Below are 15,873 nucleotides of genomic sequence, written 5' to 3'. Positions count from 1 at the left end.
TTATAGCCATAAAGACCGACTAAAATCGTGCGACCAGCTCTTATTCATAATCCAAACAGTCGTAGAAATCAGCAAGATGGGGGTAAGTTTGTTACCTTTGCACGGGGAAAGCTCGGAAAGTTTTGTGTATGCTCTCAGCATGATGAGCATTTGCCCGAACATATTCATGAATTGAAAAGAAACAATGTTGATTTGATCATGATCAACGGAGGGGATGGAACCGTTAGTGCCTGCTTAACGGCGATTGCAGCCATTTATCCAGAAGATAACCTACCAGCAATCGCTATCTTACCAGCAGGGAACACCAACCTGATTGCATCTGATGTTGGTTTTGGGTTGCGTGGACCTGCTGCTGTTGAATATGTCATGGCGGGTAAAGCGCTTAAATCTAGTGAACGGTCGCCTATCCGTCTTTCGTGGCATGACGGCAGTCAACCTAGTGTATTAGGCATGTTTGGTGGCTGTACGGGGTACGCACGTGCTATTCGGATTGCTCATGAACCAACGGTCATTCGCTTTGCTCCTCATGATTTAGCTGTCATTTATACCTTTTTGACGAGCGTTATTAGTCTATTTTTTGCGCGTAGCCGAAATTCCTGGATGGAGGGGAACTATCTGAAGCGTGAGGTTTCCCCTCCATGTAAAGGGGGGAATCGTGATGGAAATAGCTTTCTTTTTATCGCCACTGCGTTGGAACAGTTATCCCGTGGGATATGGCCTTTTTGGAGCGATAAAGGGCACGATGAAGGTTTTCACTTCTTAGATGTCGCTGCTTTTCCTAAGAATCTTCCTAAAGTTCTTGGGAGTATTCTCAGAGGAAGAGTGCCAAATTGGCTGCGACAGCATGAGGATTATAAGAGCGATCGGGCGATTCGAATCACCCTTGAAACCGATAGTGATTTTGTTTTGGATGGAGAGGTTTTCCCAGCTAAAGATGACAGGCGCATTTTTTTAGAAAAAGGCCCCAGCTTTAGGTTTTTACATGTCTGATTCTTTGGAGAAAATTTTAATTAGCGAGCTGACAGAAACAACTGATTCTGCGGTGGGTGAGCTAGCCGATCATATTGCGCGTTTATTTGTATCTCCTCCATTAGGGATACTCTTTTATGGATCTGTTTTAAGAGAAACAGACTATGAGGGGATTTTAGATTTTTACGTCATAACGGATCGGACTGCTAATCTGAGTCATTCTAGCATAGGGCGATTGGCTAATAAGATTCTGCCCCCTAATGTGTATTATGTTGAGCACACTACTGTTGCAGGTAAGACGCTACGAGCAAAGGTTGCAGTTTTATCTCTTTCTCAGTTCCTAGCACGCAGTACATTAGAAAGCAGAGATAGCACAATATGGGCACGTTTTTGCCAGCCAGTAAGGTTGGTTTGGGTCAGAGATAGTAAAGCCGCTGATGGTATTTTAGAGGGTCTTAGGCGTTGCATTATTACAGCGTCTTGTTGGGCTGCTTTGTTAGGTCCTTATTCAGGAACAGCTGAAGGTTACTGGCACAGCCTCTTTGCGCATACCTACAAGGCAGAGCTAAGGGTCGAGAAAAAAGGGCGAAGCCGAAATTTATTAGCGGGAAGAGAGAAGCGCTATAAAACCCTCTTACTGGCAGCATGGCAGCATGCGTCTTTGAGCGCAGATATCATCAATGATACATTGCAACCTCATTTAACACCAGCTGCACGTTTAAAAGCATGTAAAAAATGGGAGAGTATTCAAAAAACGGGACATATTTTGAATATAGCACGTCTTCTAAAAGCAGCTTTTACATTCAGTGATGGGATCAAATATTTAGTATGGAAGATTCAACGCCACACGGGAGAAAATATTACTCTCTCTTCTTTTGAGATGAATCATCCTATTCTCAGCTTGCCGCTTCTTCTATGGCGTTTTAGGCATATCAGGTCTGCCTTCCAAAAGTAAAAAAGTATCCTCTTTGAAGGTAATAAGGGAAGTAAGTTGAATGCTTACTTCCCTTAGGAAAGCCATGTCTATTAAGAGATAACACCGAGAGTGCGCGCAACTTTTCCGAAAACAGTTACGGCTTTCGCGATCTCTTCAGGAGAGTGAGCAGCCATAACAGAACAACGTAAAAGAGGGCGATTATCTGGCGTTGCGGGAGGTAGTGAAAGATTAACGTAAACACCCTCTTCTAGAAGCGCATTCCAAAAAGTTATAGCTTGCGGAATAGTCTCAAGTGTCACTGCGATGACGGGGGAGACGAAATCGCTTGTCGTGAGGCCTAGCTCTTTCAACCCTGCATGCAACTGAGTAGAGTTTCTTTGAAGAGCAGTACGCAATTCTGGCTTGTTTTGAATATCCTCTAATGCCGCGAGAGTTGCTGCAATAATTTCGGGAGGCAGAGAAGCTGTGAACATGTAGGGGCGTGAGCATAGACGCATGAGGTCGATCTCATCATGGTCTGTAACACAATAGCCACCGACTGTTCCCAAAGATTTAGAAAACGTGCCAACGACAAAGTCAACGCCATCTTCGCAATTCTGCAGCTCAGCAACACCTCGTCCGTGTTCTCCTAACACACCAAAGGAATGCGCCTCATCGACCATTAAGGACGCATTATGACGATTTTTAACGTCGACAAACTCCTTGAGGGGGGCAATATTCCCAGTCATGGAATAAATACCCTCAACAATAACAAGGCGCGCTCCTGGAGAATTTTTTGTACGAGCTAGTCGTTTATCTAGGTCAGCAGGGTCATTATGGCGGAAGCGGATGACCTGAGCGCCTGATAGTTTTGCTCCATCGTAGATGCTTGCATGGCTATCCGCATCGAGGAATAAGATATCGTCCTTGTTGACCAAGGCTGAGATTGTTCCCAGATTCGCTTGGTAGCCTGTTGAAAAGACCATCGTGTGTTTGCGATGGAAAACTTCAGAGAGGCGTTTCTCCAGCTTCTTGTGAAGGGAGAAGGTACCATTTGCAATACGTGAACCTGTCGTCCCAACGCCCATCGATGTCGCTGTTTCAATAGCTGCATCACGCGCATGACGAGACTGGCTTAAGCCAAGATAATTGTTGGTTCCAAAAAGAAGCGTTTCACGCCCTTCAATGATACCAACCGTAGCCGATAGAGGCCGCTCAATAACCACACCAAAAGGATTACGCGGAGAGGCCTCAACGAGAGATTCGTATGACTTTTTAAGAGATGCGTACTTATCAAACAATCCAGATGTCATGCTTGTTCTGCCTTAATATCGTGTAAGCACGATGCTAAATCATTGATCGTCCTTATGTCCGCCAGCTTATCAAGAGGGACAGAAACATCAAGCGTATCTTCAATTTCCATCACAAAGTTCATGACAGCTAAGCTATCGAAAGCAAGGTCTTCGACAATGCGGCTATCCGCGTTAATGTTACGTGGAACCTTAGGGTTAGCGAGCAGCTTCTCAATAATCATATCGGCGATGTTAGGGATGCTGTCAGTCATGAGCTTTGAACCTCTGTAAGCGTCTAAAAAGGGAGAGCGGGGGTGTACTCTCCCAAATGCATTGCCCCATTATATACCTACTTAAACTCTCCGGCCAAGAACATGTTTTTGGCCTTCGCTCTACTCAATTTCCCGGATGAGGTTTGAGGGAGGGTACGGGGAGCAACAAGGACAACATCCACATCAATACCGTGTAATCGCCGGAAGAGAGAGGTCAGTCCGTTCTTTAGCTCTTCCCTAAGTGATGTATCTGTTATGCGGCACTGAACAAGCGCAACAACCTTTTCACCATCGGTATCATCTACAGAGAAAACGGCCACATCACGTGAGCGTAAAGAAGGAATTTCACTCTCTGCAGCCCACTCTAAATCTTGTGGCCAAATATTACGCGCATTGATGATAATGAGGTCTTTGGCACGTCCTGTGACAACAATTTGTCCATCAAGGAAATACCCGATATCTCCCGTATTTAACCACCCATCTTGAGAAAGCGTCTGAGCTGTAGCTTCAGGTTGATTAAAATAACCGACCATGAGGCTAGGCCCACGAACGAAAATCGTCCCGACTTCTCGTTCCGAAAGGACAGATCCATCTGGCGATCTTACTTCGATTTCATGTAAAGGTAATGGTTTGCCGCATAGCACAAAAGCACGTTTCGCTTTTGTTTGTTCATCAGCAGGCCGCGCGTAATTTTGCCCTTCTAAATAACGAAGGTCAATCGTATCCGCTTTAAGACCTTGATTTAAAGGAGCAAAACTGACGGCCAATGTTGTTTCAGCCATGCCATAGCTTGCAACGAAGGCACGTTGATCGAACCCCCGGCAAGCAAAGATATCAGAAAATTGTTTTAAGATGTGAGGGCGAATCATGTCCCCACCAATGCCTGCTACACGCCAGCAGGAGAGATCCATTTCATCACGAGCACCGCGGCGAGCACATAGCTCAAAGCCAAAGGACGGACCATAAGATAATGTACCGCGATTGCGTGAAATAAGCTCAAGCCAGATATGAGGGCGCCGTGCAAACTCGCGCGTTGGAAGAAGATCAACCGAAAGCTGACAGGTCATAGGGGTTAGGAAGAAACCAACTAGCCCCATATCGTGATAAAGTGGAAGCCAAGAAACGCAACGGTCATCACGAGGGTCTTCGGATGGATGAACACATAATCCGTAAGCCGCGATGGCATGTGCATTCGCCATACCTGATTTTTGGGTAACCGCTACTCCCATAGGAAAGCGGGTACTTCCTGAAGAAAACTGCAGGTATGACAGATCATCGGGATTTATTTGGGGGAGTGAGCATTCCTTAGCGGGATGTTCCATCAGTTCAGCAGGAGAGCCGCCAAAAACAATATCTAATCCTTCGACGATGGCCTCAGTCCAACCGCCGATCACTTTGGGAACGATAACCGCACGAGCACTCGCACTGTTAATCATGCCACGAAGTGTGTCTATGTAGGATTCACGCCCACCAAAAGCGACAGGGAGTGGTAGAGGGGCGGGAACAAGGCCTGCGTACTGGCAGCCGAAGAAAATGCGGGCAAAATCACCATCACTTTCAGCGACGAGAGCGACACGATCCCCTTGTTTTAAGCCAAGCCCTAACAAGCGGCGAGCAATAACCAACGCCTGCTCACGTAGCTGACGGTACGGAAGTGCCTCTACGAGGGTTCCGCGGCCCGAATAGATATTGAATCCAGAATCCCCCTGCGCTGCGTAGTCAAGCGCGGCTGGAAAGCTTGGAAAATCCCCATAGCGACGTGTTAAGCCTGAGCGGCTTGGCGTCATAGACAGGGGGCTTTGGGTATTTAGGTTGGCCTCGGTCAAACCTTGACTAGCTCCATTCGGACCACCGACACTTTCAGGGGCCTTATGCGAAAAATGACAACATGTTGCTACCCGGATAGGCAGCGCAAAATCAGCTCTTAGAAGGAGCTGCTTGAATTGCTGACTGTCTGTAATACAGAATACCCCTTCTCCTCAAGCTTATGAGTGAGAGTTTTGAGATTGAAGGAGGAATTTTCTGGGGTATGGTAAGAAAACCACCTAACAAGGGGTGAGAATATAGCCGCTCTCTCTTGCCATATTTTAGGGAATTCTAGAACATATTGGATATGTCTCCCCGTAGCAGTAGATGAAGCAGGATGATCTTCATTACCTCATTAAGAGAGGGGCAACAGGAAGAGTTCTGTTCAAAGGTTGGATGTGAAACAAATTAATCAACAGACAAGCGCATTTTTAAAAATCAATTTAGCGGCTATACGACATAATTGGTTTTCTTTGCATAGGAATTTTGTCGGAACGACGACAGAATGCGCTGCTGTTCTAAAGGCTGATGCGTATGGCCTCGGAATGGAAGAAGTCGCACGTGCACTACGAGACCATGTGAAGACTTTTTTTGTTGCTCATCCAGAAGAGGGGAAAAGGCTCCGTTCTCTTCTCCCATCACAGAGAATCTTCATACTGCATGGCTTTTTGCCTAATCAGATCGACGATATAGTGCGTTATAATTTGGTTCCCGTTTTGAACAGCTATGCGCAGGTGAAACAGTGGCAAAATTTTTGCAAAGTTCATGGATGCCGTCATCCGGTCGCTTTGCAATTTGATAGCGGCATGTCGCGCTTTGGTTTGTCAGAAGAAGATTTGGACAGAGAGGCGCTGAGCTCTTGTCAGCCTGTACTCGTGATGAGCCATCTGGCCTGTGCGGATCACCCCAATGATGCTTCTAATGAATGGCAGCGGCAGAATTTCATCCGCATGGCGCAGCGCTTTCCAGGCGTGCCTCGTTCTCTCGCTGCGTCGTCAGGTATTTTTTTGGGGTCAAAGTATCATTTTGATTTAGTGCGTCCCGGGGCTGCACTTTATGGGATAGCTCCGAATGAAGAAACGCCGCATTCTCTGAAGCCCGTTGTTGAATTGGATGCTCGTATTCTACAAATACGCCATTTAACCAAAGGGGCTAGCGTAGGTTATGGCCTAACATGGGAAGCGAAACATGCAGCTCGTATTGCTACCGTAGGAATCGGTTATGCTGATGGTTTTTTACGTTCCGCTGGGAATAAAGCTGCTTTATGGTGGCGTGATAAACGTTTGCCTGTTGTTGGGCGCGTTTCAATGGATAGTTTGTCTGTTGATATTAGTACTATCCCAGAAGCTGCTCTTACGGACGATATGTCACTGTCAGTTATTGGCCCCCATCAGGATGTTGACGCGCTAGCGCGAGCCTCTGGGACGATTGGATACGAAATTTTAACCTCTTTGGGGAGCCGCTTTAGTCGCATTTATTGCGATAATGAATGAAAATGAGAAAGATAAATCCGGCGTTGTCTCTTGACGCCTAGAGTAAGGGAGCATAGCGTAAGAGCTGTTCCGAGGGGTGCCCTTTTTTAAAAGAGGGCTGAGATAGCGAGAGCTGGACCCTTTGAACCTGATCCGGGTCATGCCGGCGAAGGGACAGGAAAGCATGAATGCAGTCTATGCTCATATCCTAAACAATCGTCATTCCCGGATCTTTTCCCGCGCTCTGTCTGTGGAGAAGATCAATGAAGGATTTTACCGTTACCACTGGCTCAATATGTGGTTCCCAAAAAACGTATCGTTCTATTCCTAGCTATGCGGATATCCAGGTACCTTTTCGCAAGGTTGCACTTAGTACCTCTGATGAAGAGGCCGTTTTGCTTTATGATACCTCTGGCGCTTATACAGATCATAATGCCCATATTTCTTTAGAAAATGGTCTCCCTTCTATTAGGGAAGAATGGCTAAAGAAACGTGATTTCCAGAGTATTCCCGCGGCTTATCCTCATCAGCATAGTAGTGTTGCTTATTGCCCTGCATCTTACCATATTCGACAGGGTAAGAAGGGGAAGCATGTAACGCAGCTTCAGTATGCTCAGGCGGGTATTGTTACTGAAGAAATGGCTTACGCGGCTTGGCGTGAAAATTTAGGGCATACACAGCAAGAAGATGACGATCTTCCACTCCGTGGAGAGCGGGTTGGCCCCGCATTGCCGCGTATCATAACACCCGAATTTGTAAGAGAAGAGATCGCAGCAGGGCGTGCTATTCTTCCGGCTAATATTAATCATCCTGAGCTGGAACCGATGGTCATCGGTCGAAACTTTCTTGTAAAAGTTAATGCGAATATCGGCAACTCAGCGGTTACAGCTGGTGCTGCCGAGGAAGTTGAAAAGATGGTATGGGCGACCCGTTGGGGGGCGGATACTATTATGGATCTTTCAACGGGAAAGCACATCCAAAATATTCGATCATGGATGTTGAGAAATTCACCGGTGCCCGTAGGGACAGTTCCCATTTACGAAGTACTTGAAAAAGTTGGCAATGATCCTTTAGCGCTGAATTGGGAAATTTTTCGTGATACCTTAATTGAGCAAGCTGAGCAGGGCGTGGATTATTTTACAATTCATGCGGGGCTTCGTTTGAAGCATATTCCTCTGACATCTCAACGCGTTACAGGAATTGTTAGCCGAGGCGGCTCTATTTTAGCGAGATGGTGTCTTGATGGGCATAGAGAGAATTTTCTCTATGAACATTTTGAGGATATTTGCGCAATTTGCCAGCGTTATGATGTCGCTTTGTCACTCGGTGATGGGTTGCGTCCAGGAAGCATTGCCGACGCGAACGATGCAGCACAATTTGCAGAATTAGAAACATTGGGGGAGCTTACACACAAAGCATGGGCCGCGGGCTGTCAGGTCATGATTGAAGGGCCAGGGCATGTGCCTATGAATTTGATTCGTGAGAATGTGACCAAGCAAGAAGCGCTATGTGGTGAGGCACCTTTTTATACATTAGGCCCGCTCACGACCGATATTGCACCGGGCTATGATCATATTACCTCTGGTATCGGTGCTGCGATGATCGGTTGGTTTGGCACAGCGATGTTGTGTTATGTTACACCAAAAGAGCATTTAGGTTTGCCTGATCGTGATGACGTAAAAACAGGTGTCATTACCTACAAAATTGCTGCTCATGCAGCCGACCTTGCGAAGGGACATCCTTCAGCTCATTACCGTGATGATGCATTGTCGCGTGCTCGGTTCTCTTTCCGTTGGGAAGATCAGTTTAATCTGTCACTCGATCCCGATACAGCACGTGCTTTCCATGATGAAACCATGCCTAAGGAAGCCCATAAAACGGCTCACTTCTGTTCGATGTGTGGCCCTAAATTCTGCTCAATGAAGATTTCTCACGATATTCGTGAAGAAACGCAGCGTCTGGAGGGCTTAGAGCAAAAATCAGAAGAATTTCGTCAGCAAGGTGGGGGGCTTTATGTTGAAACCATCTGACGAACAAACAGACATTGCCATTATCGGTGGTGGAGTTGTTGGTCTCGTCACGGCATTGACGCTTCAAGATGACGGCTATGCTGTGCATTTATATGAGAAAACGCCTGAGTTAGGGCCTCAGACGTGCTCATGGTACGCTGGAGGAATGATTGCGCCATGGTGTGAGCGTGACGGAGCAGAGACTGAGGTTATTGAGCGTGGGCAGCAGGCCCTGACATGGTGGGAGCAGCACTATGCGGGTGTCAAAAAAAATGGAAGCCTCGTGCTTTCAGCGGCCCGAGACCGAAGTGAAGTGCTTCGTTTTTCCCGCCGAACGGCTGAACATGTAGATCTGGATGCTCAAGGGATTATGGAACTGGAGCCCGTGTTAGGGAGTCGCTTCCATGAAGGGCTGTTCTATCCCAAAGAAATGCATGTGGATCCACGCGAGGCATTACCCGCTCTTGCGCACTCTTTTGTGCAAAGGGGTGGGGTCTTATCAATGGGACGCTCTGTTTCAGCTGATAATTTATCGGAAGCATTTATCATTGATTGCCGAGGCCTAAGTGCACGCCATGATCTGTCAAGATTGAGGGGTGTAAGAGGGGAAATGCTACGGATTCATTCACAGGACGTACATTTTTCTCGTCCCATTCGGCTGCTTCACCCGCGTCAGCCGATTTATGTGGTTCCGCGCGACCATAGAATCTTGATGGTTGGCGCGACGAGTATAGAAAGTGACTACGATGGGCCTGTGACTGTTCGTTCTGCCTATGAGATGCTTGAAGCCGTGCAACGACTGCATCCCGCATTAGGTGAAGCGGATATCATAGAAGCAAGTGCTGGTGTGCGTCCGGCTTTTCCCGATAACTTACCTGACATTGAACGTGATGGACGCGTTATCTACGCCAATGGTTTGTATCGCCACGGTTTTCTTCTATCGCCATGGTGTGCCCAAAAGGTGGCTGCGTATCTTCAGGAATTATGCGGAGAGGCAGCATGACAATTCTACATGTTAATGGTGAAACTCGTCCTCTTTCACCTACCTTAACGGAACTTTTAAAGGAACTTGGCCTAGGTGATGCTGTTGTTGCAACGGCATTAAACGGACATTTTGTTGCAGCTGATGAACGTGATGCGGCGACGCTCCGTTCTGGAGATGCGATTGAAATCTTGGCGCCACTTCAAGGAGGATGAGTATGTCTCAGCTTTCTCTTTATCAAGAAACTGTGCAATCCCGTTTTCTTTTAGGAACGGCGCGCTATCCTTCACCAGCTTCTCTCGAAAAAGCGGTAAAAATCTCGGATTGTGATATTGTTACCGTGTCACTACGCAGGGAAAGGCTTAGCTTTTCTAACAACAGTGAACGACCCGGGCAGAGTTTTTGGTCACTTATTCAGAAAATAGGGGTGAAGGTTCTCCCTAATACAGCGGGCTGTTTTTCCGTTCAGGAGGCTGTCACCACAGCCCATATGGCACGTGAACTGATGGGAACCTCATGGATTAAGCTGGAAGTTATTGGGGATGAACATAGCTTGCACCCCGATGTTTTTGGTTTAGTTGAAGCTGCGCGCATTTTGACGGAGGATGGCTTTTCTGTCTTCCCATATACAACAACGGATCTAGGCGTAGCTGAGCGTCTGTTGCAGGTTGGGTGCCAAGTCTTAATGCCGTGGGCGTCTCCTATAGGGAGTGGGCAAGGGCTAAGTGATGTCGCAGCATTGGAAGCTATGCGTGCCAGTTTTCCCAATATTCCACTGATTGTTGATGCCGGGATTGGGCGTCCTTCACAGGCTGCAGAAGCTATGGAAATGGGGTTTGATGCTGTCCTCCTCAATACGGCCGTTGCTCGTTCTGGAAACCCGATCCAAATGGCTTTGGCTTTTTCTAAAGCCATTGAATCAGGGCATTTAGCTTATCAAGCCGACTGCATGGAACCCTATAAAGGAGGCATGGCTTCGAGCCCAATTATCGGAAAGGCATGCTTGGGATGACGCATCTACCAGATAGTTTCTATCCTATTGCAAGCTCTGCAGATGAAGTTGCACAAGCTGTAAAAGCGGGAGCATGTTTTATCCAATTACGTGCCAAAACAGAGGACAAAAATTTTGTTAGACACGAAGTGAGGAAAGCTCTTGAGGTTTCTCGTGTCTATCAAGCTTGTTTGGTCGTTAATGACCATTGGGAAATTGCTCTAGATGAAGGTGCGCCTTACATTCATTTAGGACAAGAAGACCTTCTATCAGCAGATTATAAAGCCATTCACAGGCAGGGTGTTAAGCTAGGAGTGAGTACTCATGATCATCATGAGCTTTCTTCAGCACAAAAAGTTGATCCGCATTATATCGCCTTGGGGCCTGTATGGGAAACAACGCTAAAAGTTATGCCGTGGCAGCCGCAGGGGCTTAAAAGAGTGCGTGAGTGGGCCTCTCTGATTGCTCCTATTCCTTTGGTTGCAATTGGAGGAGTGACAACTGAGCGTAGTTTGTCATGCTTAAAAGCCGGTGCAGAGGCGGTCGCGGTTGTCAGTGATGTTTTCCGTCATACCGCTTCAATTGAGCAAAGGGTTAAAGCTTGGCAAGAAGCGCTGAGGGACAGTTGCTCATGCTAACACGTTATATGACCCAAATGTCTCTCGCAGAGGTTGGAGCTGCAGGGCAACGTGCCTTTTCAGAGGCGGAAGTCGTTGTGGTTGGGGCTGGAGGGCTTGGATGTGCTCTTTTACCGTGTCTTGCAGGCTCTGGAGTAGGGCATATTCACATCGTTGATGGAGATAGTGTAGAGGAAAGTAATCTTCATAGACAAACTTTTTATACCACAGATGATATCGGAAAGAGTAAAGCACATTGCATGTGTAAACGTCTTTCTTCACTGAATCCGACGATCCATATTACTCCTCATAATTTTTATATGACGTCACATAGTGCTGAAAAAATTATCTCAGAAGATGTCATTGTAATTGATGCTGCAGATAACTTTGCGACAACTTATATGCTTAGTGATATCTGCCAGAGTAAGAAAAACATATTGATTAGTGGATCAGCAGTGGGGTTAGGGGGGTATGCTGGTGTTTTTTGCGGTAATTCTCCTAGTTATAGAGCCGTTTTTCCAGATTTATCTCGTACTGCTCCTGACTGTCGAGTTGGTGGGGTTTTAGGGCCTGTTGTCGCGCTTATTGGTACTATCCAAGCTCAATTATGTCTTTCGCTCTTACTGAATAAGGAATCCTCTTTGGTGGGGACATTCTATCGTTGGGATGCTCAGGAGATGCGAATGAGTCAGTTTTCTTTTCACTCAGCAAAAGAGCCTCGTAAAAAGTGGCCTTTCCTTTCTTGGCAGGACATCGATGATGATGATCTGGTGATTGATGTGAGAATTCCCGGTGAAAAACCTACTTTATCAAGGAATAATATTCGTTCTATACCGTTGGATCAGTTTACCGTTGAGGAACGCGATCTTTCGTATAACGGTCGTATCGTGTTGTGTTGTCAGACAGGAATACGTGCGGCTAGGGCAGCAGAACAATTCTATGAAAGAGGGAAGAGAGACATAGCAGTTCTCGCATTGGGGAAGCAGGCGTTATGACATATGCAGTGCTTACGATTGCAGGAACAGATCCGACAAGTGGCGCAGGGATCGCAGCAGATATCAAAACACTTTCAGCACTTGGTGGATATGCATTAAGTTGTGTAACCGCCGTCGTTGCGCAAAACAGCCGTCATGTAGGTGAAACGGTTACTATGGCGGCCCATGTCGTATCTCAGCAGATAGATATGGCATTTCAGGAAATGCCAGTACGTTCAATTAAAATAGGAATGATCGGTAGTAATTCTATTGCAGAAAAACTTACAGTCTTACTGCCTTCTTTCTCGAAAATTCCAATCGTGTATGACCCTGTATTGAAAGCTAGCTCTGGGGGTAGGCTACATAAAGAAAATCTTTCTCAAGATATACTGGAAAAACTTATAAAGACTGTCACGCTTATAACGCCAAACTTGAGGGAAAGTGCTATTCTTCTTAAACGAGCAGAGGCGAGAACGGTGGCAGAAATGAAAGAGCAGGCAATCATGCTGCACAAGTTAGGTGTTCCATGGGTTTTGCTTAAAGGTGGGCATTTAAGTGATCAAGAAATTTGCACAGATGTGCTGGTAGGGCCAGGCGAACAATGCCATTTTTATTCTCATGACCGTGTTAAAACTTTACATGGACGAGGCACCGGTTGCACTTTATCGTCAGCATTAGCTTTTTTCATGATTGATCATCCTGTGCCACAAGCCGTTTCACGAGCACGGAATTATCTTATAAAGACATTAAAAACAGCGGATGCTTTAAAGCTTGTTCCAGAGCATGGGCCGTTGAATCATTATGGCTGATTTGCCTTCCCATGTTAGTTGGCATAATAATCATTATGTGATAATCTTGTGGGGAGCTACATCCTGCTTTAGAAGCTTCATTTTATAGAATTCGCCCTTATCGCTATGATAAGGACGAAATATTAAGCTCTGCATTATGTGCTGGCAAAACGTTTCTACCGTTTGATGTAACGGCAACATTCGGAAGAATGAGACCATTTCGGCGCTGCTGATTACGCTTGATAACTTGCCGTTTGATGATTGGATAAATTTCAATCAAATGCTCAAATTCATCCTTAGGAATAGCTAGCATATGTGAAAACTGTAAGGATCGAACCGTTGCGCGCATTCGGTGACCTTTTAGTAGGCTAACAGCTCCTACTAAGTCCCCTGCCCCCAGCTGCACATCGTTTTCTTCTCGTTGTAGTTCAACTAATCCAGCTACTTGCGCATAAATGAATCTAATTTTGCTTCTTTTTTTGAAAAGAATCTCACCAGGTGACAAAAAACACATAGAAACCTTAGAAGCTAGCTCATGCAATGCGGCATCAGGCACACCATTAAAAGCTGGGAAAGCTCTTAAACGCTGCTCAATTCCACTTCGTAGGTTAAAACGTAACGGGGTTTCTAAACGCAGGCGATGACGCTCAATGATACGATGAAGCTCTCTATGAAGTTCCTGAGAAATAAGGTTTTCTCGGACGAGTGTTTCATATTCCTCATCTTCCATCCGTAAAGAAATCTGCCGTAAGATACGGCTTTCTAAAGCTTCAGAATATCCTGCATAGTGCATTCTTAATGCTTCAAGAGCATCGTCAAGAAGCTTACGTTGACGTCCGAGAACTTCAGAAACAATTTCTGTAATACGTGGGCCTAAAGTAGGTTCCATGCGGTCACGGACAAAGCGCATTAGAGACGTTGAAACAAGATGCGTAATAATCAACATTTCAAAGCGTTCCATCATGCAAAACATCATGGGACGATCAATACGAAACTTCTGGTGGATCATTTGCGCAAGTTGGAAACGGTAGCTGGGTTGTAGCCGTCTCTTACGAGCTCTTACGTAGCCATAACGTCCTTCTCTCTGTGCACCATCAACCATTGCTTCAGCTGTACGTAATAATATTTCCATAACTCGGCGACTTGACATGCCTTGAACGCGGAATAGGTCAAGTAGAAGGCTGCGTTCTTGGTTGGCAATGGTAATAAGAGCCATTGTGACGCGGTCACGGTCTCCTAAGGCTGCTTCAAAGTTATTGGCTTCTTTTTCCTTTTGAGCGCGTCGTTCAATCCGGCTAATAACGCCCGAGCGTGTTCTTTTGCTGAAGCCAAGTTCATTTGAGACTTGCTCAACGCGGTTAGCAACATGTCCTAATCCGATACCGATAATTTGATGTCGAATGGCTTCATCAACTGGTGATAGCTGGTCTAATTTCAAGAAAAGAACCAAAGAACGCAATGTTGTTCCGTTAACCAATAACGTAATAAGGACAAAGCCTGTCGCAACAATACCAACGAAATGAGTGATGGATTCATTAATATGTTGATTTTCATTGATAGCAAGAGCCAAAGCTAAAGTAATAGCTCCTCGTAATCCCCCCCAAGCCATTGTTGTTTTAAAGCGTGTTGGTACAGGAGGAGATAAACGCGTGATGCTAAGAATTGGAAGTAATCCAAAAATCACGGCTGAACGCGCTAACAACCCTGCTACACTAGCAATTAAAATGAGCACACAATCCCAGCGTGTCATACCGACCATCATACGTGGAACGAGCATGGCCGCGAGAATAAAGACTAGAGAACCTGCCCAATAAACAAGTTGCTCCCAGAGTTCATGAAGGAAACGCCATACCTGTGGGCGAAAGGTCGAAGGTCCATAGGCAGAAATTGTAAGACCGGCAGTAGCCGTAGCCACAACCCCGGAAAAGCCTAGAATATCGTCGCATATAATATAAACAGTGTAAGGTAGAACGAGCGTTAAGGTTACTTCTGCTGCGGGGAAACCACTGATCGTTGAAATTAATAAGAGCATTAGCCGCGCAACGGCAATCCCAACGATAACCGCGCCAGAAAAACTTGTGAAAAAGCTGAAGGCCGCCTCACCCACACTAACAGCATGATGGGCTGTTGTTGCTGCGACAAGAATAGAAAAAATAGCGATAGCAGCTGCATCATTAAAAAGCGCTTCCCCTTCAACAAGGCGGCTTAAGCGAGATGCAGCACCGATATCGCGGAATATACCAGCAACGGCAGATGGATCTGTCGTTGCGACGATAGCACCTAATAAGAGGCACACAGTGAGACTTTGCTGCGCAAATGGATATAAAGCGAAGCCGATCGTGGCAGTTGAGACGACGACAGCTACAATGGCGAGCAAAAGCACCGTTGCAATCTCGTGCGTAAGACTACGCACATTGATACTCATAGCACCGTGAAAGACCAGCACAGGAAGGAAAATCAGCAGGAAACCTTCACTGCTAATAGGAAATGACGTTAGTGATTCTGCCGGCCCTTCTAGTAAATCAACACCTAATGAATTGCTAATAAAAGATGCAGTTCCACCTACTAAAATACCAATGATAGCAATCAGAACAGTTTCAGGGAAATTTATTTTCCGGGCAAGAGGTTGAGCAATGCTGATCAACAAAAGAAGGAACACTAACGTCAGAAGGATAGCTGCAAGCCCTATTTCCATTATGTCCCCTCACCTTGCTTTATATCTTCCTGCAGCCTTGCTTGTAGCAGATCTTTCCTCATTACGCAGTCATAAAAGGCGATGAACTCT

At 46.1% G+C, this 15,873-nt stretch carries 14 protein-coding genes and 1 riboswitch; of the genes, 10 read left to right on the top strand and 4 right to left on the bottom strand.

The features are described from left to right. Positions 1–27: 27 nt before the first annotated feature. Together F457_RS0102255 and F457_RS0102250 are read left to right on the top strand one after the other, a co-directional pair. Positions 28–990: a diacylglycerol/lipid kinase family protein gene (locus F457_RS0102255; RefSeq protein WP_018979507.1), complete on the top strand. Its 963-nt coding sequence runs from the start codon at positions 28–30 to the stop codon at positions 988–990. Next, entirely contained in the window at positions 983–1,924 is a 942-nt protein-coding gene (locus tag F457_RS0102250; RefSeq protein ID WP_018979506.1) for a hypothetical protein, read from the top strand. The genes F457_RS0102255 and F457_RS0102250 overlap by 8 nt, the downstream gene beginning before the upstream one ends. 71 nt (positions 1,925–1,995) lie before the next feature. On the opposite strand, the gene spt is transcribed toward F457_RS0102250, so the two are convergent. The 3 genes from spt to F457_RS0102235 all read right to left on the bottom strand — a co-directional run bounded on the left by spt (position 1,996) and on the right by F457_RS0102235 (position 5,236). Then, positions 1,996–3,198, bottom strand: a complete 1,203-nt coding sequence (spt, locus tag F457_RS0102245) for a serine palmitoyltransferase (RefSeq protein WP_018979505.1) — start codon at positions 3,196–3,198, stop codon at positions 1,996–1,998. Further along, positions 3,195–3,449 carry an acyl carrier protein gene (locus F457_RS0102240; protein WP_018979504.1) on the bottom strand — a complete coding sequence of 85 codons (255 nt, stop codon included), beginning with the start codon at positions 3,447–3,449 and terminating at the stop codon, positions 3,195–3,197. Before F457_RS0102240 ends, spt begins: the two co-directional genes overlap by 4 nt. 77 nt (positions 3,450–3,526) lie before the next feature. After that, on the bottom strand, positions 3,527–5,236 hold the full coding sequence (locus F457_RS0102235) for a fatty acyl-AMP ligase (protein WP_018979503.1): 1,710 nt from the start codon (positions 5,234–5,236) through the stop codon (positions 3,527–3,529). A 411-nt stretch (positions 5,237–5,647) separates the two neighbouring features. On the opposite strand from F457_RS0102235, the gene alr reads away from it, so the two are divergent. The 8 genes from alr (at position 5,648) to thiD (ending at position 13,109) form a co-directional block, all read left to right on the top strand. Further along, positions 5,648–6,748 (top strand): alanine racemase, encoded by a 1,101-nt coding sequence (alr, locus tag F457_RS0102230; RefSeq protein WP_018979502.1) that lies wholly within the window; start codon positions 5,648–5,650, stop codon positions 6,746–6,748. A gap of 62 nt (positions 6,749–6,810) precedes the next feature. Continuing rightward, positions 6,811–6,920: riboswitch (TPP riboswitch) on the top strand. Between the two features lie 70 nt (positions 6,921–6,990). Further along, on the top strand, positions 6,991–8,757 hold the full coding sequence (gene thiC, locus F457_RS0102225) for a phosphomethylpyrimidine synthase ThiC (protein ID WP_018979501.1): 1,767 nt from the start codon (positions 6,991–6,993) through the stop codon (positions 8,755–8,757). Then, positions 8,741–9,739, top strand: a complete 999-nt coding sequence (thiO, locus tag F457_RS0102220; protein WP_018979500.1) for a glycine oxidase ThiO — start codon at positions 8,741–8,743, stop codon at positions 9,737–9,739. Before thiC ends, thiO begins: the two co-directional genes overlap by 17 nt. Beyond that, positions 9,736–9,933, top strand: coding sequence for a sulfur carrier protein ThiS (thiS, locus tag F457_RS0102215; RefSeq protein ID WP_018979499.1), 198 nt, complete (start codon positions 9,736–9,738; stop codon positions 9,931–9,933). The genes thiO and thiS overlap by 4 nt, the downstream gene beginning before the upstream one ends. Positions 9,934–9,935: 2 nt before the next feature. Beyond that, on the top strand, positions 9,936–10,730 hold the full coding sequence (locus F457_RS0102210) for a thiazole synthase (protein ID WP_018979498.1): 795 nt from the start codon (positions 9,936–9,938) through the stop codon (positions 10,728–10,730). Further along, positions 10,727–11,347 carry a thiamine phosphate synthase gene (locus F457_RS0102205; RefSeq protein WP_026294096.1) on the top strand — a complete coding sequence of 207 codons (621 nt, stop codon included), beginning with the start codon at positions 10,727–10,729 and terminating at the stop codon, positions 11,345–11,347. Before F457_RS0102210 ends, F457_RS0102205 begins: the two co-directional genes overlap by 4 nt. Then, positions 11,341–12,321: a HesA/MoeB/ThiF family protein gene (locus F457_RS0102200; RefSeq protein ID WP_018979496.1), complete on the top strand. Its 981-nt coding sequence runs from the start codon at positions 11,341–11,343 to the stop codon at positions 12,319–12,321. The genes F457_RS0102205 and F457_RS0102200 overlap by 7 nt, the downstream gene beginning before the upstream one ends. Further along, positions 12,318–13,109: a bifunctional hydroxymethylpyrimidine kinase/phosphomethylpyrimidine kinase gene (thiD, locus tag F457_RS0102195; RefSeq protein ID WP_018979495.1), complete on the top strand. Its 792-nt coding sequence runs from the start codon at positions 12,318–12,320 to the stop codon at positions 13,107–13,109. Before F457_RS0102200 ends, thiD begins: the two co-directional genes overlap by 4 nt. A gap of 103 nt (positions 13,110–13,212) precedes the next feature. Here the strand turns inward: thiD and F457_RS0102190 are convergent, their stop codons facing one another. Then, complete coding sequence (locus tag F457_RS0102190; RefSeq protein WP_018979494.1) at positions 13,213–15,783, bottom strand: cation:proton antiporter; 2,571 nt, start codon at positions 15,781–15,783, stop codon at positions 13,213–13,215. Between the last annotated feature and the right edge of the window lie 90 nt (positions 15,784–15,873).

The organism is Saccharibacter floricola DSM 15669, from assembly GCF_000378165.1.
Taxonomy (GTDB): domain Bacteria; phylum Pseudomonadota; class Alphaproteobacteria; order Acetobacterales; family Acetobacteraceae; genus Saccharibacter; species Saccharibacter floricola.
The sequence above is the reverse complement of the archived record's forward strand: the minus strand, read 5'-3'. Positions and strand labels throughout refer to the sequence as shown.

What these genes read in the sequence shown, in the direction of transcription:
- thiO (WP_018979500.1), top strand. Translation starts at nt 8,741, where the DNA reads ATGTTGAAACCATCTGACGAACAAACAGACATTGCCATTATCGGTGGT.
- F457_RS0102250 (WP_018979506.1), top strand. Translation starts at nt 983, where the DNA reads ATGTCTGATTCTTTGGAGAAAATTTTAATTAGCGAGCTGACAGAAACA.
- thiC (WP_018979501.1), top strand. Translation starts at nt 6,991, where the DNA reads ATGAAGGATTTTACCGTTACCACTGGCTCAATATGTGGTTCCCAAAAA.
- thiS (WP_018979499.1), top strand. Translation starts at nt 9,736, where the DNA reads ATGACAATTCTACATGTTAATGGTGAAACTCGTCCTCTTTCACCTACC.
- F457_RS0102190 (WP_018979494.1), bottom strand. Translation starts at nt 15,783, where the DNA reads ATGGAAATAGGGCTTGCAGCTATCCTTCTGACGTTAGTGTTCCTTCTT.
- thiD (WP_018979495.1), top strand. Translation starts at nt 12,318, where the DNA reads ATGACATATGCAGTGCTTACGATTGCAGGAACAGATCCGACAAGTGGC.
- F457_RS0102200 (WP_018979496.1), top strand. Translation starts at nt 11,341, where the DNA reads ATGCTAACACGTTATATGACCCAAATGTCTCTCGCAGAGGTTGGAGCT.
- F457_RS0102235 (WP_018979503.1), bottom strand. Translation starts at nt 5,236, where the DNA reads ATGACGCCAAGCCGCTCAGGCTTAACACGTCGCTATGGGGATTTTCCA.
- F457_RS0102240 (WP_018979504.1), bottom strand. Translation starts at nt 3,449, where the DNA reads ATGACTGACAGCATCCCTAACATCGCCGATATGATTATTGAGAAGCTG.
- F457_RS0102205 (WP_026294096.1), top strand. Translation starts at nt 10,727, where the DNA reads ATGACGCATCTACCAGATAGTTTCTATCCTATTGCAAGCTCTGCAGAT.
- F457_RS0102210 (WP_018979498.1), top strand. Translation starts at nt 9,936, where the DNA reads ATGTCTCAGCTTTCTCTTTATCAAGAAACTGTGCAATCCCGTTTTCTT.
- spt (WP_018979505.1), bottom strand. Translation starts at nt 3,198, where the DNA reads ATGACATCTGGATTGTTTGATAAGTACGCATCTCTTAAAAAGTCATAC.